Origin of the sequence: Hymenobacter sp. DG01, from assembly GCF_006352025.1 — a bacterium.
Taxonomy (GTDB): Bacteria; Bacteroidota; Bacteroidia; order Cytophagales; family Hymenobacteraceae; genus Hymenobacter.
Map to the genome: position 1 here is coordinate 2,976,521 of NZ_CP040936.1, position 19,920 is coordinate 2,996,440.

The 19,920-nt window shown below is 60.3% G+C and carries 18 protein-coding genes; 9 read left to right on the plus strand and 9 right to left on the minus strand.

The window, feature by feature from the left end:
• Positions 1-111 precede the first annotated feature (111 nt).
• Complete coding sequence (locus tag FGZ14_RS12610) at positions 112-1,401, plus strand: nucleoside permease (RefSeq protein ID WP_139924605.1); 1,290 nt, start codon at positions 112-114, stop codon at positions 1,399-1,401.
• Positions 1,402-1,572: 171 nt separating this feature from the next.
• Here the strand turns inward: FGZ14_RS12610 and FGZ14_RS12615 are convergent, their stop codons facing one another.
• Positions 1,573-1,992, minus strand: coding sequence for a nucleoside-diphosphate kinase (locus FGZ14_RS12615; RefSeq protein WP_110978668.1), 420 nt, complete (start codon positions 1,990-1,992; stop codon positions 1,573-1,575).
• Between the two features lie 267 nt (positions 1,993-2,259).
• Between FGZ14_RS12615 and FGZ14_RS12620 the strand changes: the two genes are divergently transcribed.
• The 6 genes from FGZ14_RS12620 to FGZ14_RS12645 all read left to right on the plus strand — a co-directional run bounded on the left by FGZ14_RS12620 (position 2,260) and on the right by FGZ14_RS12645 (position 7,613).
• Positions 2,260-3,303, plus strand: coding sequence for a bifunctional oligoribonuclease/PAP phosphatase NrnA (locus FGZ14_RS12620; RefSeq protein WP_139924606.1), 1,044 nt, complete (start codon positions 2,260-2,262; stop codon positions 3,301-3,303).
• 47 nt (positions 3,304-3,350) lie between these two features.
• Entirely contained in the window at positions 3,351-4,406 is a 1,056-nt protein-coding gene (locus FGZ14_RS12625) for an FKBP-type peptidyl-prolyl cis-trans isomerase (protein WP_139924607.1), read from the plus strand.
• 96 nt (positions 4,407-4,502) lie between these two features.
• Positions 4,503-5,405 (plus strand): FKBP-type peptidyl-prolyl cis-trans isomerase, encoded by a 903-nt coding sequence (locus tag FGZ14_RS12630; RefSeq protein WP_139924608.1) that lies wholly within the window; start codon positions 4,503-4,505, stop codon positions 5,403-5,405.
• Positions 5,406-5,466: 61 nt separating this feature from the next.
• Complete coding sequence (locus FGZ14_RS12635) at positions 5,467-6,015, plus strand: FKBP-type peptidyl-prolyl cis-trans isomerase (RefSeq protein ID WP_139924609.1); 549 nt, start codon at positions 5,467-5,469, stop codon at positions 6,013-6,015.
• Positions 6,005-6,502: an FKBP-type peptidyl-prolyl cis-trans isomerase gene (locus FGZ14_RS12640; protein ID WP_139924610.1), complete on the plus strand. Its 498-nt coding sequence runs from the start codon at positions 6,005-6,007 to the stop codon at positions 6,500-6,502. The genes FGZ14_RS12635 and FGZ14_RS12640 overlap by 11 nt, the downstream gene beginning before the upstream one ends.
• A gap of 139 nt (positions 6,503-6,641) precedes the next feature.
• A complete protein-coding gene (locus tag FGZ14_RS12645) occupies positions 6,642-7,613 on the plus strand; it encodes an FKBP-type peptidyl-prolyl cis-trans isomerase (RefSeq protein WP_139924611.1) in 972 nt (323 codons plus the stop codon).
• A gap of 125 nt (positions 7,614-7,738) precedes the next feature.
• Here FGZ14_RS12645 and recO read toward each other — a convergent pair whose 3' ends face one another.
• From recO to FGZ14_RS12665, 4 genes are all read right to left on the minus strand, one after another.
• Complete coding sequence (gene recO / locus FGZ14_RS12650) at positions 7,739-8,461, minus strand: DNA repair protein RecO (protein ID WP_139924612.1); 723 nt, start codon at positions 8,459-8,461, stop codon at positions 7,739-7,741.
• Between the two features lie 160 nt (positions 8,462-8,621).
• The gene (locus FGZ14_RS12655) at positions 8,622-10,985 is read right to left on the minus strand and encodes a two-component regulator propeller domain-containing protein (protein ID WP_139924613.1); all 2,364 of its coding nucleotides are present in this window, start codon (positions 10,983-10,985) and stop codon (positions 8,622-8,624) included.
• A gap of 92 nt (positions 10,986-11,077) precedes the next feature.
• Positions 11,078-11,701, minus strand: coding sequence for a thymidine kinase (locus FGZ14_RS12660; RefSeq protein ID WP_139924614.1), 624 nt, complete (start codon positions 11,699-11,701; stop codon positions 11,078-11,080).
• A 228-nt stretch (positions 11,702-11,929) separates the two neighbouring features.
• Positions 11,930-12,253 carry a 2Fe-2S iron-sulfur cluster-binding protein gene (locus FGZ14_RS12665; RefSeq protein WP_139924615.1) on the minus strand — a complete coding sequence of 108 codons (324 nt, stop codon included), beginning with the start codon at positions 12,251-12,253 and terminating at the stop codon, positions 11,930-11,932.
• 34 nt (positions 12,254-12,287) lie between these two features.
• Between FGZ14_RS12665 and FGZ14_RS21760 the strand changes: the two genes are divergently transcribed.
• Positions 12,288-13,520, plus strand: coding sequence for a hypothetical protein (locus FGZ14_RS21760; protein ID WP_180754345.1), 1,233 nt, complete (start codon positions 12,288-12,290; stop codon positions 13,518-13,520).
• 178 nt (positions 13,521-13,698) lie between these two features.
• Positions 13,699-14,781 carry a hypothetical protein gene (locus FGZ14_RS12675; protein ID WP_139924616.1) on the plus strand — a complete coding sequence of 361 codons (1,083 nt, stop codon included), beginning with the start codon at positions 13,699-13,701 and terminating at the stop codon, positions 14,779-14,781.
• On the opposite strand, the gene FGZ14_RS12680 is transcribed toward FGZ14_RS12675, so the two are convergent.
• From FGZ14_RS12680 to mrdA, 4 genes are read right to left on the minus strand one after another with little or no spacing between them, the layout of a single operon-like run.
• Positions 14,690-16,099: a hypothetical protein gene (locus FGZ14_RS12680; protein WP_139924617.1), complete on the minus strand. Its 1,410-nt coding sequence runs from the start codon at positions 16,097-16,099 to the stop codon at positions 14,690-14,692. The genes FGZ14_RS12675 and FGZ14_RS12680 overlap by 92 nt on opposite strands.
• Before the next feature lie 44 nt (positions 16,100-16,143).
• Complete coding sequence (gene rodA / locus FGZ14_RS12685; protein WP_139924618.1) at positions 16,144-17,442, minus strand: rod shape-determining protein RodA; 1,299 nt, start codon at positions 17,440-17,442, stop codon at positions 16,144-16,146.
• A 21-nt stretch (positions 17,443-17,463) separates the two neighbouring features.
• A complete protein-coding gene (locus FGZ14_RS12690) occupies positions 17,464-17,844 on the minus strand; it encodes a four helix bundle protein (RefSeq protein ID WP_308217146.1) in 381 nt (126 codons plus the stop codon).
• Positions 17,845-17,869: 25 nt separating this feature from the next.
• Entirely contained in the window at positions 17,870-19,708 is a 1,839-nt protein-coding gene (gene mrdA / locus FGZ14_RS12695; RefSeq protein ID WP_139924619.1) for a penicillin-binding protein 2, read from the minus strand.
• Positions 19,709-19,920 lie beyond the last annotated feature (212 nt).

Below are 19,920 nucleotides of genomic sequence, written 5' to 3' on the forward strand. Positions count from 1 at the left end.
GTTGGCTTTCCGGGGCGGCAGTTTCAGTTTCCGGGCGAATTTTCACAGGATAGATTTCTTGTATCTTTAGGATCAAAATTGTGTTCCCCTCCTTTTCTCAACCGCATTTACATGAGTACCAAGCTGCGTCTCATTATTCTGAGCTTTTTACAGTTTTTTATCTGGGGTTCGTGGCTGATAACCATCGGGGCGTACTGGTTTCAGACGAAGCAATGGTCCGGAGCTCAGTTCGGAGCCATTTTCTCTACCATGGGCATTGCCTCTATCTTCATGCCTTCGCTCATGGGCATTGTAGCCGATAAATGGTTTAATGCCGAGAAGCTCTACGGACTACTGCATATTATGGGCGGGGCGGTGCTGTGCACGGTGCCACTCGTCACCGATCCTGGCATGTTCTTCTGGGTAATTCTGCTGAACATGGTGTTCTATATGCCTACGCTGGCGTTATCTATTGCCGTATCCTACTCGGTACTCAAGCGCCAGGGCCTAGATGTAGTGAAAGACTACCCCCCCATCCGGGTTTGGGGCACTGTTGGCTTTATTGCGGCCATGTGGACAGTAAGCGGCCTGGGCTTTGAGAAGTCAGCTAATCAGTTCTATGTAGCTGCTGCCGCGGCTTTTGCCCTTGGCTTGTATTCCTTTACACTGCCCGCCTGCCCGCCGCCCTCCAAGGGTACTCCTAGCCGCTCCTTAGTTGATGCGCTGGGTCTGAAGTCATTTGCTCTGCTGCGCGACACGAAGATGCTCACCTTCTTCCTGTTTGCCCTACTGCTGGGCGCTGCCCTGCAGCTTACCAATGCCTATGGCGACACCTTCCTGCACGACTTCGATAAGGTACCCGCCTACCAGGACACGTTTGCCGTAAAGTATCCGGCCATCATCATGTCCATCTCGCAGATTTCTGAGACGCTGTTTATTCTGGCTATTCCATTCTTCCTGCGTCGTTTTGGTATTAAGCAGGTAATGCTGTTCAGCATGATTGCCTGGGTGCTTCGCTTCGGCCTGCTGGCCTTCGGCACCCCGGATAACCCCGGCATCTGGCTGATCATCCTCTCGTGCATTGTGTACGGCATGGCCTTCGACTTTTTCAACATCTCCGGCTCGCTGTTCGTGGAAACCCAGACGGCTTCCTCCATCCGGGCCAGCGCTCAAGGTTTGTTCATGATGATGACCAACGGCTTCGGTGCCGTACTTGGCAGTTCAGTCAGTGGCATCGTGATTGAGAAATATTTCACCAACCCAGTTGACCAAACCAAGGACTGGCATAGCATCTGGCTGACGTTTGCGGCCTACGCCCTGGTTATTGCCGTGCTGTTCGTTATTCTGTTTAAGCACAAGCACAACCCGCAGGAAGTAGAGGAAACCGCCCACGAGCCGCTGCTGAGCGTGGAACAAGCCTAAATCACAGATTTAGACGGATTCATCGGATTACAACACGGTTTTTTTAACGGTCATAAAAACAGCATACTTCTCTTTTTATGGCTGGTTGGCCAAACACGAAAAAGGGCTGCTCCACAGAGCAGCCCTTTTGACTTAGAGAACGAATCCAACAAATCCGTCTAAATCCGTGATTTAGAATTGCTCGTCGGCGGTGAAGAAGAAGTTGCCTTCGATTTGAGCGTTTTCATCGGAGTCAGAGCCGTGTACAGCGTTAGCTTCAATGCTCTTGGCGTACTTCTTCCGGATGGTGCCTTCGGCGGCCTGAGCCGGGTTAGTAGCGCCAATCAGGGTGCGGAAATCGGCTACGGCGTTGTCCTTCTCCAGAATAGCAGCAACGATAGGACCCGACGACATGTACTTTACCAGGTCGCCGTAAAAGGGGCGCTCCTTGTGTACTTCGTAGAACTGGCCGGCGCGCTCGGGGGTCAGCAGTACTTTTTTTAGGCTTACGATGCGGAAACCGCCCTCCTCAATCATGCTCAGGATGCCACCGATGTGGTTTTCCTGGGTAGCGTCGGGCTTGATCATCGTGAACGTGCGGTTCGTGGCCATGGGGCTGTCGTATGGTTGGGGTTGAAATTGAAATACCGGTTAAAAAGCAACCAAAGGTTTGCGGGCGCAAAAGTAGCGGGTTTAGCCGGCATTGCACCGTGGAACTGAAGGATTCCCCAAAAGTGTCTTGCTATTCTAACCGGCACAACGAGCGCCTTAAACGCACCTTTCACCTGGGGGTTTTGTTGGAACCCAGAATATTTACGACTTTTGCCGCCTTTGTACGCGGCCTAATCGACCGAAATTCAGTCACCTACCCCGTAGGCAATGTCCACAATATCTGAGCTGAAGGAGCTGCTGGCGCACCCCCGACAGATTTTCATTACCACTCACCACAAGCCCGATGCTGACGCGCTGGGCTCGTCGCTGGGCTTGGCTGGCTACCTCCGCAAAAAGGGGCACTCGGTGACGGTAGTTACCCCCTCCGACTACCCTAACTTCCTGGCCTGGATGCCCGGCAACGAGGAAGTAGTGGTGTATGAGCCGCGCGAAAATGACGCGCAGGTCCGTGAAATCATCGGGACGGCGGAGGTGCTGTTCTGCCTTGATTTCTCCTGCCTCGGCCGCATCAATGAGTTGGGCGAGTACATCCGGCAGGCGCCCGGCACCAAGGTCCTCATCGACCACCACCAGGAGCCCGAGCAGTTTGCCGATCTTGACTACTCCAACTCCAGGGCCGCTGCTACCGCCGAGCTGGTGTTTGAGGTTATCCGCGACCTAGGCGACCAGGACCTGATTGATACGGGTATTGGCGAGTGCCTCTACGCCGGCATCATGACGGATACGGGCTCGTTCCGCCACCCCAGCACCTCGCGCAACGTGCACCTGATTATTGCCGAGCTGCTTAATGCCGGCATCAACCTCTCCGATGTGCACCGCCGCATCTACGACTCACACTCTGAGGAACGCCTGCGCTTTCTGGGGTTCGTGCTGAAAGACAAGCTGACGGTGCTGCGCGAGTACAACACGGCCTATATTGCCATTACGGCCGACGAGCTGCGCCAGTACCACTCCAAAACCGGCGACACGGAAGGCCTCGTCAACTTTGCCCTCAGCATCGAAGGCATTGTGTTTGCCGCCATTCTTATTGACCGCACCCAGGCCGTCAAGATTTCTTTCCGCTCGGTGGGTGACTTTTCGGTTAGCGAGTTTTCGCGCCGCCACTTCAGTGGAGGTGGGCACCACAACGCTGCCGGCGGCATCAGCCACGAGCCGCTGCAAGCTACCGTGGACCGCTTCCTGAGTCTGCTGCCCGAGTACCAGACCCAGTTAGTTACGGCCCCGCTGGCCGCCGCGCCACCATCGGCATAATTCGGTGTAACTTGGGCCCTCATTCCGTCATAACGCTAAACCCTTTCATGTTCCTTCAACGCAACTTCCTGAGCCTGGCCCTTGCTGCCGGCGTTCTGGGCCTCGCCTCCTGCAACAAAGGCGGTGATTTCAGCAAGACCAAATCGGGGATTGAATACCAGGTTTTCAAAAGCACTGGCAGCGGCAAGTATGACTCCCGCGAAGTTGGCGCCGACGGAGATGCCACGTACAAAGACCGGGTAGGCAAAATCATGGCCCTGCACGTAGAGTACCGCACGGCTAAGGACTCCATCCTGTTCAACTCGCGCAAGCAGCAGTTTGGCTACCCCGTGCGGGTGCCCCTGGACTCGGTGCGCAAGGAGCAGCGCGGCGGTCTGGAAGAAGCCATCAGCCTGCTGCAGCCCGGCGACTCGGCTGTGTTCCGCTTTAATGTGGACAGCATTTTCGCCAAGTCGTTCCGCCAGCCGGTGCCGCCCTTCATGAAGAAAGCCGGCAACACCATGACTATGTTCGTGAAAGTGGACAAGGTGCAGACCCGCGACGAGGCTATGGCCGACGTGCAGAAGATGCAGGCCGAGCTGCCCCAGAAAATGCAGGCCCGCGCCAAAGCTCAGATTAAAACCGATGATGTAGCCCTGCAGGCTTATATCAAGAAAAACAACCTGAAGGTAGAGAAAGACACCTCCGGCGTGTACTACTCCGTGACTACCCCCGGCTCGGGCGCCAAGCCCAAAGCGGGCCAGCTGGTATCGGTGCTCTATAAAGGCTCCCTGCTGGAAAATGGTAAAGTGTTCGACTCCTCGGAGAAGATGGGCAATAAGCCCTTCGACTTTGTGCTGGGTCAGGGCCAGGTAATCCCGGGCTGGGACGTGGGCATTGCCCAGTTCCCGAAAGGCGCAAAAGGCTTCCTGCTGGTGCCCTCGTCGCTGGCCTACGGCCAGCGCGGCGCCGGCGCCGACATTCCGGCTGATGCCATTCTGCGCTTTGATGTGGAGTTGGTGGACGTGAAAAATGCCCCGCCGGCCCCCGCCAGCCAGCAGCCCAACGCCGCTGACATTCAGCGCCAGTTGGAGGAGTTGCAGCGCCAGCAGCAGGGTAAGTAACCCGCGCCCGCGCATCCCAAGAAAAGCCCCCGGTCCGGTGCAACCGGGCCGGGGGCTTTTTGCTCTTATCCGTAAACTGCCTTTTATTTTTTGAGTATGCGCACATTTCTTCTCCGCCTCCGGGCAGCCGCCTGGCTTCCGGTGTTCCTGCTCGGCTTCCTGGCGGTGGCCTTGTCGGCCTGCGAGAAAACCGAGGAAGACAACACGGATTACGCCGCCCGCGACGAAGCCACCATTCAGACCTACATCACCGATAACAAGCTTACAGGCTTTCAGCGGCAGGCTTCCGGCCTGTACGTAGGCATCACGCAGCCGGGCAGTGGTGCCCAGGCCAAAACGGATCAGGTAGTACTGACCCGCTACAAAGCCACCCTGCTCGATGGTACCGTCTTCGATTCGAATATGACGACGCTGGGCAGCTTTGAGTTTGTGCTGGGCAAGGGAAAGAACGCCGGTTGGGATGAAGGCTTTGCCTTGCTGAACAAGGGCGCAAAAGCCACTTTCCTGGTGCCCTCGCCCCTGGCGTACGGCCCCCTGAGCAGCAACATAGTTCCCCCGCACTCCATCATCCGCTACGACGTGGAAGTGATGGACATTATTGACATCCCGGCCCGCGACGAAGCCAGCATTCAGGCCTACATTGCAGCCAACAACCTGACGGGCTTCCAGCGCCAGCCCTCCGGCCTGTACGTGGCTATTACCCAAGCCGGTACCGGCGACAATGCCAAGAAAAACCAGACGGTAGCGGCTCGCTACACGGGCACTACTCTCGATGGAAAAGTGTTCGACAGCAACGCCACCGCTGCTACCCCCTTCTCCTTCACGGTAGGGGCCGGCCAGGTAATTGCCGGTTGGGACGAAGGGTTCCTGCTGCTCAACAAGGGTAGCAAAGCCATTCTGCTGATTCCCTCGGGCCTGGCTTATGGCAGCAGAGCCGTTAGCACTATCCCGGCCAATTCCGTGCTACGCTTCGACGTAGAAGTGGCTGATATTAAATAAATTGCACCCATCCCGGCGGATTTGTCGTTGGCAGCCTCCGGTTACCTTTTGCGTTTACCCCATGAAGAAGTTCGCGCTGGCCCTTTCTTTTCTGGCTTTGCCGCTCGCTACCGTGCCGGCCCTGACCAGCTGCAACACAGAGCCGGACTACATTAAGCAGACCCGGAAGCTGGAGGAGCAGCAGAAAAAGAATGACGACGTTTTCATTCAGGATTACCTCACCCGCAACAGCATCACGAACTATACCCGCCTGACCTCGGGTATTTACCTGATACCCGTGCTGGAAGGCCCCACCAGCAACTCGCTTATTAAGGCAGGTAACAAGGTGACCACCAAGTACATTGGCAGCTTTATTGGCAAAGACAATGAAGGGTTGGTATTTGATGCCTCTACCAACAACCGCACTACTTGCGGCTGCTTTGGCTTTGTGAACGGCCAGGTAGGCCCAATTGCTACCTCGGGTTGGAGCACAGCCACCCTGCAAATGCGCAAGGGTGACCGGAAATTGGTAATTATCCCCTCCTACCTGGCGTACGGAGTTACCGGTTCAGCAGTCGTTCCGCCTAACACGTCGTTGCTCTTCGACATGGAAATCCTGGATGTTCAGTAAGCAGCACGGTGGGCGGTTGGCGGGCGCTGGGGCGCTGGCTTTGGTCTTGAGCGCCCTGCCGCTGGTAGCCCAGGCCCAACAGATTCTGCCGGTGGCAGTACCTACCGCCGACAGCTTACTGGCGCGGGCCGTTACTACCCCCTCGGGACTGCGCTACCTGATCCGGCAGCCGGGGGTAGGCCCGGTGCCCCGGCCCGGCGACAAAGTGCTGGTGCACTACACTGGCTTTCTGGCTAATGGGCAGATATTTGATGCCTCAGTTAAGCAAGGGGGCCCCGTGAAGGTACGGGTGGGCCAGGGGGAGGTAGTGAAGGGCTGGCACGAGGTGCTGCTCTTGCTGCCCCAGGGCAGCCGGGCCCGCGTCTGGGTTCCGGCCGCGCTGGGATACGGCCCGGAAGGCCGCCCCGACCCCGACGATGAGCGGCGCTACCTGATACCGCCTAACGCTGATCTGGTGTTTGAGCTGGAAGTAGTGAAAATAAAATAGCAAGCCGGCCCGATGGTTTCCCGCCATTGGGCCGGCTTGTTTTAGCGGCCCAATGGCGGCTGTCTGCTGGCTGCGGCCACCATTACTGGTCCGGCAAATCTGGGTTAACTTGGCCTTCTGAATTTTCTTCTTCCTTGCTATGCTCTTTTCGCCCCGCACTCGCTTTTTACTTCCGGCCTTGCTAGGCAGCACGCTCCTGATGGGCTTTCAGGGCGGTGACCCTACTCCTTTCAACAAGCTGCGCTCGGGGCTGGAGTACCGCATTTACCGGCGTGAAAACGGGCGCTACGTACTGCGGCCGGCCCTACCCACGGCCGGCGACCCTACCTATGCCGCTCGCGTGGGCCGCATCCTGAGTTTGCACCTGGAGTTCCGGACCGCCACTGACTCGGTGCTGATGCACTCGCGCCGCCAGGGCGACGGCCAGCCCGTGCGGGTGCCCCTGGACACGGTGCGACGGCAGCAGGGCGGCAGCGTAGAAGAGGCCCTGTCGTTGCTGCAGCCCGGCGACTCGGGCGTGTTTCGCCTGAACGTGGATACAGTGTTTGCCAAATCGTTCCGGCAGCCCGTGCCGCCGTTTATCCGCCGGGCCGGGCCTACCCTTACCGTACTGGCCAAGGCTGAAAAGGTACAGACGGAAGCCGAAGCTCTGCAGGAAGTGCAGCAGCAAGCCCTGCTGGCCCAGGAGCGAGCCAAAAAGCAGGCCGCCCAGCAGGCCCTAAAGGATGATGCCCGCATTCAGGCGTATCTGAAACAAAACAAGCTCAAGGCCCTGAAAACGCCCGGCGGAGTGTATTACGTAGTTACCAAAGCCAGCACCGGCCTCAAACCTAAAAAGGGCCAGACGGTTTCGGTGCTATACAAAGGCCTGCTGCTCAACGGTAAAGTATTCGATTCTTCAGAGCGAAACGGCAACCAGCCCATTTCCTTTGCGCTCGGCGCGGGCCAGGTAATTCCGGGGTGGGACCAAGGCATTGCCGCGCTCAATAAGGGTAGCAAGGCCATCCTGCTGATTCCTTCGGGCTTGGCTTACGGGCCGCGCGGAGCCGGCGCCGATATTCCCCCGAATGCCATCCTCCGCTTTAACGTGGAGCTGGTCGGGGTGAAATAAGGGCCTGCGTCCTGTGCCTTCCGCTCGGGCGGGTTCTGCCTGCCCGAGCGGTTGACATTGCGGGGGTTTGCGGCCGTGGAGAGGGTAGGGCGCTGAGGTTACCCCAGCACCAGTACCAATTGAGGCTATAACTCCGCCAGCACTTCGGACAGCACGGCCAGGGAGCGGATGTCGCCGAGGTGCTCCACGTGCAGTTGGTAGTAGCGAATCAGCACGTCCAGCAGTTCCCGGCGCACCCGCCCGTTGGGGATGGTGGCAGCGCTGGGGTCGCGCAGCAAGGCATCGAAGTGCTCTTCAAATTCCTGAAAGCGCAGAGCTACGGGTCCGGTGCTGCCGGGTCCAATAGTGGCCGCGGCGGCAAAAGCTACCTGCGAAGTAATCTGCTCCCCGGTTTCGGGTCCGAAGCCCAGGTACTGGCTCAGGCCCAGCAAAAACACCAGGGCAAAGTTTTCGAAGCCTTCCTCCTGGCGGTCGAAGGCCAGAATGGAATCGTGCAGAAACGCGAACAGAGGCTCGTTCTTTTCCTCTTCCTGCAATACGCGGCCGGTAATTTCGGACAAGAACAGCGCGACGCTGCTTTTGCGCACATCATAGGGCAGGGTCCGGAAGGGCTCGGCGCAGCGATATTCCGAGAGCCGCGTGAGGCCGCCGCTCCGGGAGGTGTAGGCCACCATATCGAGCAGGGTGAGCGGCTGAAACAAGGCAATGCGGCCCGGCGGCTTGGCTTTCCGAACCCCGTTCACCACGTAGCTCTGCAGCCCTAGCTGCTCGGTATAGATGCGCGCAATAATGCTGGTTTCGCGGTAGCGCATGTAGTTCAGCACAATGCCGCGGGTTTTGATTAGCATGAAGAAATGAGCTGGTAAAGAATAAAGGCGGAGCCACCGGGCTACCCCAGGCGCCGCCCGCAGACCGGATACTATACGCCCGACCCGGACAATAAGAACAATCCGGACCGATAAATTGGCTCCTTCCGTCGGGCTAAAAATTACGGGTCCGGGCTGGCAGCTAGCGCTCTACTACCGCTACTTTGCTGATGCAGCCATTCTTACCATCCGCATCCGACGACAGCACCAGGTACACCCCCGACTGCACCCGGCGGCCGTTGTAGTCGGCCAGATTCCAGGTGACGGTGCCCCCGTTGGCGCGGGTCTGGTACACGAGCTTGCCGGTTACATCCGTGATTTTGACCACGGCGTTGTTGGCTAGGCCTGCAATGCCTACCTGCCCGGTAAAATTGGTGCGCACGGGGTTCGGAAAGACGCTGGCGCAGCTTGGCTTGCCTTCCGTAACCGTAGCGCCGCCGCGGTAGGATACCACCCCCGCATCCGTCACCACGAATACCTCGCCGGTTTTATCGTTTACTTCCACATCCACAATCCGGTCGGAAGGCAGAGGGCTGTTTTCGGTGGTGAAGTGCTCCAGGGCCTCGTCGCCATCGGGGTTGAACAGCCATAGGCCGCGGTCAGTGGCAAACCATTTGCGGTTGCCCCCATCCACAGCAATGGCGCGCACGGCCTCGTTGAAGAGAGCCGCAAAGCCAGAGCCCGCCCCGCGCCGCACAATGGGGGTAGTAAAACCCAGGGGCTCGGTGGAGTTGAAGGTGCCACCCAGGTCAGTAAAGACGGCGGGCCCCTTTAGGGTGGCGGCCCAGATGTAGCCCTGCCGGTCCTTCACCAGGTCGTATATCTCGGCGCTGGGCAGCCCATCAGTTTCGCCGAAATAGCGGGTGCTGCCGGCGGCCGGATCGTGGGCAATAATGCCGAGGCTGCTACCCCCCGCCCGGGCCCGCGACACCCAGGCCACCCCGGCATCGTCCAGGGCAAGCCGGTCGAGGTTCTCGCTTCCTTCGAAGTACGGAATAATGGTCCAGGCCGTGGCCGCCGGCTCGAACACAAATAAGCCCGACTGCCCCGCTACCTGGTGCCGATTTACTACCCACACGCGGCCCGTGGCGTCGGTAGTTACATCGGTTACGCGCGTGTATTCGGGGTCAGCAATGGCGCTACGCAGAGGGTTGGGCAGGCCCGAGGTCGGGTTGAATAGCCGAAACTCGCCGGAGCCTTTCCACTCCAGCAACCCGTTGCCGTAGCTGGCCACGTACAGCGTGCCGTCGGGGGTGCGGGTGCCCCGGGCCAGGTCCTTGGGGTTGGGGTACTGCGCGGCCGAAGGCAGCGTGCCGCTGGTGATGTTGGTCCACTGCCCGTTTTTATACTCGAAAAAGCCCCGGCGAAAATCACGCTGCAGATATCGGTCGGTGTAGCCGCCGCTGAAAATATCCACGGTGTTGGTGCGGGCATCGGCCAGCACGCTGAAGGCCTGAGCCTGGGCCGGGGCGTTGGTAACAAACTGCTCGGCCTGCAGGCCATCCGCCGTTTTCAGGAGCCCATTGCCCAGATCGGCCAGAAAGAAGGCTCCTTCCCGAGACCTGAGCGCGGCCCGCGGATCTTGGAACTGCGCCGGGCGCAGGAGGTTACCTACCGCATTGGCGGCAGTGTTTAGCACGCTCAGGCCGGCACTGCTCACAACCAGCAGCCCAACGCGCGACGGTGTCAGGGCCCGAAACTCCACCCCTCGCAGGGTAGTGCCCACCGGCTGCCACCCCACGGCGGGCGTTGCCACGGGGTAGCGGTAGAGCTGGTCGCCGTTGTTGCCGGCCACTACGTAGGCCCCCTGCACGGCCAGGGTCCGGAACGAGTCGTTGCCGCGCGAAGGCAAGTCCGTAGTCCAAGCCCGGTAATCGAGCAGGTTGCCGGAGAGCGGGGCCCGCATCAGACCGTTGGAGGTAGCCGCAAACAGCTGATTGCCGGCCACAGCCGTAGCATACACCCGCACAACCGTGCCACCGGGCCCGATGTTGGTGTACGTATCCCGTATTTCCAGCCGGGCCAGATCCAGCGCCACAATTCCGAAGCTGCAGGCCAGGTAGGCCGTTCTGCCGCTGATATGAATGTGGTTGATGGCTTTAGTACCGCTGAGCTCCTTGCGCAGGATGTCATCCAGGTTCAGCACGGCCCCATCCCGCAGCCGCAGAATATCCAGGTTGGCATTGCGGTAAGCCACTACCACCTGCCGGCTCACCGAGTCGTAGGCCAGCGTGTTCACGCCCACATCGTGCAGCCCGTCGCGCCGCGAGAGCAGGCGGGTCGTGTTCAGGTTTTTATCGAAGTAAAAGAAAGCGTCCTCGGCCGCTACGTACACCCGGTCGCCTACCTCGGCCAGGGCCCGGGCCCGGTTGGTAGGCAAGTGCAGCTGCCAGTCGCCGTAGCCGGCCGCCGATTGAGCCCGGACGGTTGTCGTCGGCGCTGTTAGAGCAGACAGAAGGAAAGCCGCGAGGGTAGCCCCCCGGCGCAGGCGTAGCACTAGAGTCATCGGCAAAGGAAGTAGGGCGCACACGAGATGCAACGGCAAGATAACGCCCCAGGCCGGGCTTTCGTGCGGCGGTGGCTACGGGCCGCAGCTACTTACTTCAGTTCGGCCTGGCTAGTGGTTTCGGCGGCTTTTTCGCGCATGCCTTCCTGGAAGCAGTAGCGGCAGCGAGCCTCGTAGGCTTCCGTTTCGCCGAGCAGAATTTTGCTTTCCGCCGCCGTCACCCGGAACGAGTACGAGGCCAGCTCACCGCAGCACACGCAAATGGCGTGCACTTTGGTCACAAACTCGGCTACGGCCATCAGGGCCGGCATGGGGCCGAAGGGCTGGCCCATGTAGTCCATGTCGAGTCCGGCCACGATGACGCGGGTGCCACGGTTGGCCAGCTGCACGCACACATCCACCAGAGACTCGTCGAAGAACTGCGCTTCATCAACCCCCACCACGTCGCAACCGGCGGCCAGCAGCAGCATTTCCTGTGCCACAGGAATGGGTGTGGAGCGGATGCTGTTCTGGTTGTGCGACACTACGTCCTGGGCGTGGTAGCGGGTATCGAGGGCAGGCTTAAAGATTTCGACCCGCTGCCGGGCAATTTTGGCCCGGTTCAGGCGCCGGATCAGCTCTTCCGTTTTGCCCGAAAACATGGAGCCGCACACGACTTCAATCCAGCCCCGACGGGCACTATCACGACCGGTACCGACGCGGGGTTCGATAAACACAGGAGGAAAACGGTAGAAGGTGAGCAGATACGAGCAGCAGGGCAACAAGCCGGCACGTCAATTATCGAAATTACGAGTTTGCCGCCGGATACCAGCAACCGGCTGGCCGGCCCCCCACCCAGCTTCCGGGCTACCCAGGCGGCTTATCCGCTTATACTGTGTACCATAACACGGGCGGGCGGCTGCTTATTTTTCTGCCTTGCGAGGTGCTTGCCGCTACCCCTGGTTTTACCCGGTGTATGCCACGTGCGGCAGCTTGGTAGCCTCCGGCACCCGGCCCGCTACCTCGCCCGCAGGCAAGTAGCTCTGGCAGGTAAGGCGCTCGGTTGAGAGCAGGCGGCCCGCAGCCCGGTAGCGCAACTCCGGCCCGGTGGGCGGCGTTAGCAGCTCAAGGCCCCTGACCACCTGCACGCGGCAGGTAGTGCACCGGCCCCGGGCGCCGCAGGCGTGCAGCCAGTCGTGGCCGGCGGCCTGAATAGCGGCCAGCAGGGTAGCACCGGGCGGCACGGAAATGGCCCCGCCGGGCAGATTTTGCACAAGTAGAGTGGGCATCTTTCCCTAAATTGCCCGTTGAATCAGGCTTTTCATGAAGATCAAATATAGCCACGCCAAGCGTGAACAATACGGCCGCCTGCTGGCCTCGCTGCTCTGCGACCAGCACTTCGGAGCCCGCCCTACGGCTACGCTCGACGGACCGGCCGTGCTGCGCTTCACCCCTATCCGGCAGGTAAACCTGTTTGTGCTCCAGCAGCTGCTGGACAAATGGACGGCGGAGATGGCCAAGCTCCGCAGCTCCTACTTCGATTTCGAGGATGCCGATGTGCGGCAGGCCCTGACCCAGTTCATGAACATCCTGTCGCGGCGCATCAAGCTCAGCCGCCCCGTGTTCGAGCCCCTGCTGGCCCAGGCCATAGCCGATACGCTGGCCGGAGCCCTGGCCCCGTCCGAAACGTTCGCACAGAAGCTGCTGGGTGAGGCCACCACCTACACGCCGGAGCAGCTGCGGGAAGGCCTGCGCTACCTCGATCTGAACAAGCCCGTGTTCGAAGCCTTTCTGGATGCGCTGCCCACCGCCCAGGAACAGGAGCGCGACTACCTGCTGAGCCGTTTCCGCCTGCACGAAGAATCTGCTGCCGCTACGCTGCATCCGGTTTCGGAGGTGCTGGAGCAGTTTAACGTGCTGCTGCCGGTTTCAGAACAGGACTTGTACGAGGATGATACTCCGGTGCCCCCCGCGGTGGCCCCCGCTTCGCCGGCAGCCCCCGCTGCTCCGGTAGTCGCAGCTCCCGCTACGCCTGCTCCTACCCCGGCGCCGGCCCCCAAACCGTCACCCGCCCCGGCTCCAGCTTCAGCTCCGGTGGTTCCGACTCCGGCAGCTCCCGCGCCAACTGCCCCAGCGGTGGCGCCGAAGCCTACCCCGGAAGCATCCGGCGAAGCGCGGCGGCCGTTGGCGGAAGTACCTGGGGGTAGCGCTGTGCCCCTGCATGAGAAGTTAAGGGCCGAGCAGCCAGCCGCTCCTAGCCTGAGCGAAACGCTGCGCCAGGAGCGCGGCGCGGCCACGCTGGCCGATAAGGCGCCTAGGGTTGAATCATTGCGAGAGGCTATTTCCATCAATCAGCGCTTCAGCTTTATCAATGAGCTGTTCAATGGCGAGAATATGGAGTATCACACCGTTATTCAGCACCTGGACACGTTGCCTGACGCCAGCTCGGCCAAGCGCTACGTTACGGAAAACCTGCAAGCTCAATACGGCTGGGTGCGCAAGGAAGAGCACATCAACAAGCTGCTGAAGCTCATCGACCGGAAGTTTAGCTTATAGGTCCGGCGGCGGGCCTTTAGGCTGGGGCGCGTTCTAACACAGCGGCCGGCTGGCAGTACGTCAGTCGGCCGCTGCCGCTTTCAGGGGCGCTGTTCTGCCAGCCTGTTTTATCTTTCCTGGCTCGTCAGGGCGTGTTTTCCGCTGCTTTGCGCTTCGTATGGCCCCTTTTTCTTCTCCCGTGTCTTTCTGGCCTACATTACGCTGGCCGCGCTGGCTGCTGGTGTACTTGCTGGCGCTGGGGCTTGTGGCGGGCCCGGCGTACACCATGTACGTGCACTACGATTTCTCCCATTCCCTGGACACGCGCAGCTACCTGCGGGTGGCCCGGGGCGAGTTTGCGGGCGTCAGTATTACGCGGCGCTACCGGGTGTTAGTACCCTGGGCGGCCGCGGCCGTAGCCTGGCCGCTGGAAAAGGTGTACGCCCGCGTCTGGCCCCACCGCGCCACCTCCGATTGGCCGCTGCGGCTGGGATTTTACGCGGTAAACTGCCTGCTGATGGCTGGTTTTGGGTTGGTGCTGTTCCGCAGCTGCCAGCTGTATGGGGCCTCCCCTCCGGCCGCGGCGCTGGCTGTGGCCGCCGTGCTGGTAAGCCGCTGGGCCGTGTACACGGCCGGCCTACCCCTGGTAGATAGTTTGTATCTGCTGGTATTTGCCCTGGCTTTTTACGCGGTCCGCCAGGGTTCGGGCCCGGCGCTGGTGGCCGTACTGCTACTGGGGCCGCACGCGAAAGAATCGTTTGTATTCCTGGTGCCGTGGCTGCTGTGGTGGGGGCAGCGGGCCCTGCGCTGGCCGGCCCAGGCTGGCTGGCTGTTGCTAAGTGGAGCGACGGTGCTGGCCCTGCGACACTGGATTGATGCCCGTATTGGGGCGACCCCGACTGAGAGTGTGCACAATGCGCTGGCGCATACCGAAAACCTGCTGTACTCTTTGCAACGCCTGTTTTCCGTGAAAGGAGGCGGCGAAATCTTCAGCATCTTCGGGTTTTTCAGCTTGGCGCTGTTGGCCGGGCTACAGGACCGAGCTGCGCGGGCAGTGTGGGTCCGCCCATTGGGCTGGCCGGCCGCGGGGCTGCTAGTTGTGGTGGGCATTCATATGCTGCTCTCCGGCGACCTGGGCAGGATGGGCTACCTGGCGGCTCCCGTTTTTGCCGTGGCTTTTTCCCTGCTGCTCACCTACCATCCTCTGTTTCGGTGGCTGGGCGCTGGCCTTGCCGGGCCGGATTTGCCAGTAAGCGTAAGCGAAAGCCCGAACCGGCCCTGAGCCCGGCTCCGGCGGCGGCCAGCCATAGGGGCAGCACTGGCACCATAAAGCGCGAGGCTCCTAGCGGCCCCGTCAGGAAAGCAACGTACCCTACCAGCACCAATAGCAGCCACCGGGAAACCAGGCTATACCTGCCGTTTACCAGAAACCGAAGCGCCAGTACCAGCCGCGCCAGATTGGCTGCCAGTACTACCCCCAAGCCTGCCAGTAAGCCCAGCGGCAGGTGGCGCACGTACTCCCACAGGGCCGGGTAGCCCCGTTGGTTTAATTGGTGCAGCAAGCCCGGGCTGGTCGTTTCCCGCAGGCCCAGAAAGTACACCAGATCAAACCGGCCGGGGTCCAGAAAAAAGTTAAGCATTCCGCGCAAATGCTGACCCGCATAGGCCAGTGGGTGGCGCCATAGCACGGCCGTACCGGCTTGCTGAATGTAGTGCTGCTGAGCCTGAAAAGTAGGCAGACGCTCACTGTCCGCCAGGGTACTGCGCACAAAGCTTTCCGCCGCGGCCGGGCCTTCGGTGGCTTGCAGCACGCCCCGCACGTTGTAGCGCAACAGGTTTATTTCCGTGATGCTGGAGTAATGAAAATAGCCTGTGCGCGCTTCGTTTCGGCTCATCCAGAGCAGGGCTGCCACCATAGGCACTGCCCCCCACACCACCAGCACCGGCCGCTTCCGGTGCCAGCCGACAGCCAGGCCCAGCACCAACAGCAAGGCCGCCGCCGGGAAAAATACGGGCTTGATGAGCAGGGCAGCCGCGGCGGCCAGAGCAGCTACCGCAAAGGCCCGGGTAGGGCGGGCCGGCTGTCCGAAGGCTAACAGTGCCCGCCACAGCACCACCACCGACGTTTGCAGCAGCAGTTCGCTCATCAGCACGTTGGCATAGATAAACTGAGCCGGAGCCGTAGCGGCCAGTAGCAGCACTAGCCCCCACTGACGCTGGCGTAGCCTAGTTTCCGCCAGCCAGCGCAGCACCAGCCCCAGATTCAGCAGGCTTAGAGCATTCTGCAACAGCAAGGTAGCCAGCGGCAGCCTCCCCGCTGCATCACCACCCGTTAGCAGGAGCAGCAGGGGGTAGGCCGGGGGCCGAATGGTGAATTCCTGCGGCCTGAGGGCTGGCCCGGCCAATGATTCGGCGTATAGAGTGCCGTGCGTGCGCAGGTTGTGCGCGGCCTGCACGTAGCGGCCGGAATCAGGAAAATACGGTTGCTGCCGCCGCAGCTGCCACCCCAGCGCTGCCAGATGCAGCAGCACCAGTCCCGCCCACACCCACCTAGGTACGTGGGAAACAGGGACAGGCGGAGCCGCGGCGGGGTAGTTCATGGGTGCAAGTTGCTATAGCCCGCGCGGGGAAGCAACGCGGCGGCCTAATACCGCTCCAGATCCTGCTTGCGGTAGGCATCAATAGCCAGCAGAATGAACAGCAGCGTAGTAAACGACCAGAGTGAGGAGCCGCCGTAGCTGAAAAAGGGCAGCGGAATACCCACCACCGGCGCCAGCCCAATCGTCATGCCGATGTTCACGCAGAAGTGAAAGAAGATGATACTGGCTACGCAGTAGCCGTAGGTGCGCCCAAACACCGATTTCTGCCGCTCCGCCACGTACACAATGCGCATCAACAAGGCCATAAAAACCACTACCACCAGCGTGGTACCCAGCCAGCCCCACTCCTCGCCAATAGTACAGAAGATAAAGTCGGTGCTTTGGGCGGGCACGAAGTCGAACTTGGTTTGGGTGCCCTGCAAAAATCCTTTGCCGGCAAAGCCGCCCGAGCCGATGGCAATTTTCGACTGCGTGACGTTCCAGCCTACCCCCAACGGATCGGCGGAAGGGTTGATGAGCACTTCAATGCGCTTGCGCTGGTGGGCTTGCAGCACGTTGTTGAAAAAGAAATCAACCCCGAACACCATGCCAATCACCACAACCCATACGCTGAGCGACAAGGGCAGATGGTGCCGCCATAGCCTGGAGTTGAAGGCAAACAGCAGGCCCAGCACCAGGGTAAACGCGCCTACCAGCCACAGCTTGGGTACCAACAGGGCCAGAATAAGAATAATCCCGCCGGCCGCCAGAATCACCAGAATCAGCGGCGACATGCCTTCCCGGAAATACGCCAGCAAAAACGCGGCGAACACCAAGGCCTGCCCGGTTTCATTGGCCGCCAGGATAAGCAGCGGGGGCAACAAGGTGATGCCCGCTAGCACCAGCTGGTCGCGGAAGTTTTGCTGGCGCAGATTGATGCTGGCCATGTAGCGTGACGCCGCCAGGGCCGTCACGAACTTAGCAAACTCCGCCGGCTGCAGGCGCATGGGCCCCAGCTCCAGCCACGACCGGGAACCCCCAATGGGCCGGGCAATAAATGGGGTGATGACGAGCAGCAGAATCATGCCCCCGTAGAGCACGAACGCAAACGTGTCGTAGGCCTTATAATCAACCACCAGCAGAATAACGATTAGCACTACGGCGGTGGCTACCCACAAAATCTGCTTAAACCAGTCGTAGGCCATTAATTCCTGAAAACCCAGGGAGCTGAGCGGGTTGGCCGGCGCATCGGGCGAGTAGCTGGCCGCGTACACGTTCAGCCAGCCCAGGCCTACCATCAACAGGTAAAGCAGGACCGTTGGCCAGTCGATGCTGCGGCTGTAGCGAGCGGGAGAGGAATTCAATTAAAAATTGAGAATTAAAAATTAAAAATTATTTCTGCTCTGGTTTAGCATTTTGGCGGGAAAAGAGAATGATGCTAGCAGCTTTTTCAACTCTTCGGCTTCTTCCAGCAGGGAATCAGCCAGCCGCGCTTCCGAACACTCCGTGTCGCGCAGCAGGCGCAGCCAAACGTGAGTTTCTCGTGCCTCCTTGTATGCAACGCTGCACTTCGCTATGAAATCGCGCCGCGAAAAACCACCTATTGCCTCTTCCACATTGGCTCCCACTGAGGTTCCGCTGCGCAATAGCTGCGCGGCCAACGGAGGTGCCTCGCCTTGCCGCCGCAGATGTTTATACAACCGCACACTCCGCACCGCAAACGCATAACTTTTCGCAAGAACTATATTATCCTGCTTCATCCACATTTTTAATTCTCAGTTTTTAATTAACCTAACGGCGTCTTACAAACTTTTCGGCGGGGCCTTGCAGCCAGTACTCCCAGCGCTTGCGCCAGGGGGCAATGTTGCCGCGCAGGTACTTCTCCATCATCAGGGCCGCCATTGGTGCGGCGGAGGTTCCGCCGAAGCCGGCATTTTCGATGAAGACGGCAATGGCAATTTTGGGGTCTTCGGCCGGGGCAAAGGCAGCAAACGTGGCGTGGTCGTCGCCGTGAGGATTTTGTACCGTGCCGGTTTTGCCGGCTACTGAAATACCAAACTCGGCCAACGAAGCCAGGTTACCCGTGCCACCGCGCCCATCCACTACCGCCTGCATGCCCGGAATCAGCGCCTCGAAGTGCGGCGCATCCACGCCTACCGTGTGCCGCTCCCGGAACTGCGGCAGCGGCCCGCCCTGGCCCACGCTTTTTACGAAGTGAGGCGTGTAGTAATAGCCCCGGTTGGCAATGGTAGCCAGCACGTTAGCCATCTGCAGGCCGGTAATCCCGATTTCGCCCTGCCCAATGCTGAGCGAGTACACCGTGCGGTAGTTCCAGCGGTGAAAGCCATTGCGCTTGTCGTAGAACTCGGGCGAGGGAATCAGCCCTTTTTTTTCCTGCGACATATCTACCCCCAGCTTCTCGCCCAGGCCAAACTTCATGACCTGCCGACGCCACTCTCCCAGGCCCAGGCGGGCGTCCTCGAAGCGGTTGGTGGAGCGGCCGCGCAGCACGGCGGCCCGCATTACCTGGTAGAAATAGGGGTTACAGCTCTGCTTAATGGCAATGCCCACGTTGCTGGGGTACTCGTGGTTGTGGGTGCAGCGCACCAAGCGTTGGTTGCAGGGAAAACCCGTACTGGCCGTTACCACTCCCATTTGCATGGCCACCAGCTCATTCACCAGCTTAAACACCGAGCCGGGGGGGTAGGTGGCCATCAGGGGGCGGTTGAACAGGGGCCGCTCGGGGTTGTTGAGCAGCTCCATGTAGCGGTTGCCCATGCCCTTGCCCGACAGCGTGGCCGGGTCAAACATCGGGGCCGATACGAAGGCCAGAATTTCGCCGGTTTTGGGGTCAATGGCCACAATGGAACCCCGCTTGCCCTGCATGAGCAGCTCCCCGTAGGCCTGCAGCTCCGAGTCGATGCTCAGGTGCAGGTCCTGGCCCGCTACCGACAGCGTATCGAACTCCCCGCCCCGAAACGCGCCCTTCTCGATGCCGCGTACGTTTACCATGCGGTACTGCACGCCGCGGCGGCCCATCAGCTGCTGCTCGTAGTATGATTCCAGCCCGGTAATACCCAGAAAGTCGCCGGCCTGGTACTTCGAATACTTGGGCTTTTCCAGGAAGGCCGGCGGGATAGAGCCCACGTAGCCTAGGGCGTGCGCCAGGGTGTGCGTGTTGTAGGAGCGGGCCATTCGGGCCTTGATGCTGAAGCCCGGAAAGTCGATGAGGTTGTCTTGGATGGCGGCCAGCTCGGGGGTGCTCAGGTTCTGAACCAGCGGCGAGGCTTTCACCCGGCTGAAAGCCCGGGCTGCTTTGAGGGCGGCGCGCACTTCCTCCGGGGGTAGCTGCAGCAGCTGGCAGAACCGCACGGTATCGAGCTGTTTCACTTCCCGGGGCGTCACCATCAGGTCGTACACGGGCGTGTTCTGCACCAGAATCTGGCCCTTCCGGTCATAGATAAGGCCCCGGTAGGGGGTTTGCACAATGCGCTGGAGGGTGTTGCGGTCGGCGGCCAGCTTGTAGCTGCCATCCAGCACCTGGATGTAAAAGAGGCGCGTCGCAAACACCAGCGCGACGGCCAGGAAAATCGCCTGGACTACGTACTTGCGGCCTTCGAGGTATTGCAAAGCAGAAAAAACTGGGGAGTAACGAGTTCCGGCTTCCGCGCCGGATTCGCAAAGATACTAGCTGCCACCCTCACACGGTAGCACGCCACTGTTTAAACCTTTACTGAGCAGCCGGGGGTAGGAACCAGGAACCGCCCGTTACCAGGCTACGCAGTGTTTTTCACAACGCTTCTTTTTGCCAACTCATTCCGCTACCCTGCTACTGAGCAGCT

What these genes read in the sequence shown, in the direction of transcription:
- FGZ14_RS12615 (WP_110978668.1), bottom strand. Translation starts at nt 1,992, where the DNA reads ATGGCCACGAACCGCACGTTCACGATGATCAAGCCCGACGCTACCCAG.
- FGZ14_RS12645 (WP_139924611.1), top strand. Translation starts at nt 6,642, where the DNA reads ATGCTCTTTTCGCCCCGCACTCGCTTTTTACTTCCGGCCTTGCTAGGC.
- FGZ14_RS12630 (WP_139924608.1), top strand. Translation starts at nt 4,503, where the DNA reads ATGCGCACATTTCTTCTCCGCCTCCGGGCAGCCGCCTGGCTTCCGGTG.
- FGZ14_RS12610 (WP_139924605.1), top strand. Translation starts at nt 112, where the DNA reads ATGAGTACCAAGCTGCGTCTCATTATTCTGAGCTTTTTACAGTTTTTT.
- recO (WP_139924612.1), bottom strand. Translation starts at nt 8,461, where the DNA reads ATGCTAATCAAAACCCGCGGCATTGTGCTGAACTACATGCGCTACCGC.
- FGZ14_RS21760 (WP_180754345.1), top strand. Translation starts at nt 12,288, where the DNA reads ATGAAGATCAAATATAGCCACGCCAAGCGTGAACAATACGGCCGCCTG.
- FGZ14_RS12655 (WP_139924613.1), bottom strand. Translation starts at nt 10,985, where the DNA reads ATGACTCTAGTGCTACGCCTGCGCCGGGGGGCTACCCTCGCGGCTTTC.
- FGZ14_RS12620 (WP_139924606.1), top strand. Translation starts at nt 2,260, where the DNA reads ATGTCCACAATATCTGAGCTGAAGGAGCTGCTGGCGCACCCCCGACAG.
- FGZ14_RS12625 (WP_139924607.1), top strand. Translation starts at nt 3,351, where the DNA reads ATGTTCCTTCAACGCAACTTCCTGAGCCTGGCCCTTGCTGCCGGCGTT.
- FGZ14_RS12680 (WP_139924617.1), bottom strand. Translation starts at nt 16,099, where the DNA reads ATGAACTACCCCGCCGCGGCTCCGCCTGTCCCTGTTTCCCACGTACCT.
- FGZ14_RS12665 (WP_139924615.1), bottom strand. Translation starts at nt 12,253, where the DNA reads ATGCCCACTCTACTTGTGCAAAATCTGCCCGGCGGGGCCATTTCCGTG.
- FGZ14_RS12635 (WP_139924609.1), top strand. Translation starts at nt 5,467, where the DNA reads ATGAAGAAGTTCGCGCTGGCCCTTTCTTTTCTGGCTTTGCCGCTCGCT.
- FGZ14_RS12690 (WP_308217146.1), bottom strand. Translation starts at nt 17,844, where the DNA reads ATGTGGATGAAGCAGGATAATATAGTTCTTGCGAAAAGTTATGCGTTT.
- FGZ14_RS12640 (WP_139924610.1), top strand. Translation starts at nt 6,005, where the DNA reads ATGTTCAGTAAGCAGCACGGTGGGCGGTTGGCGGGCGCTGGGGCGCTG.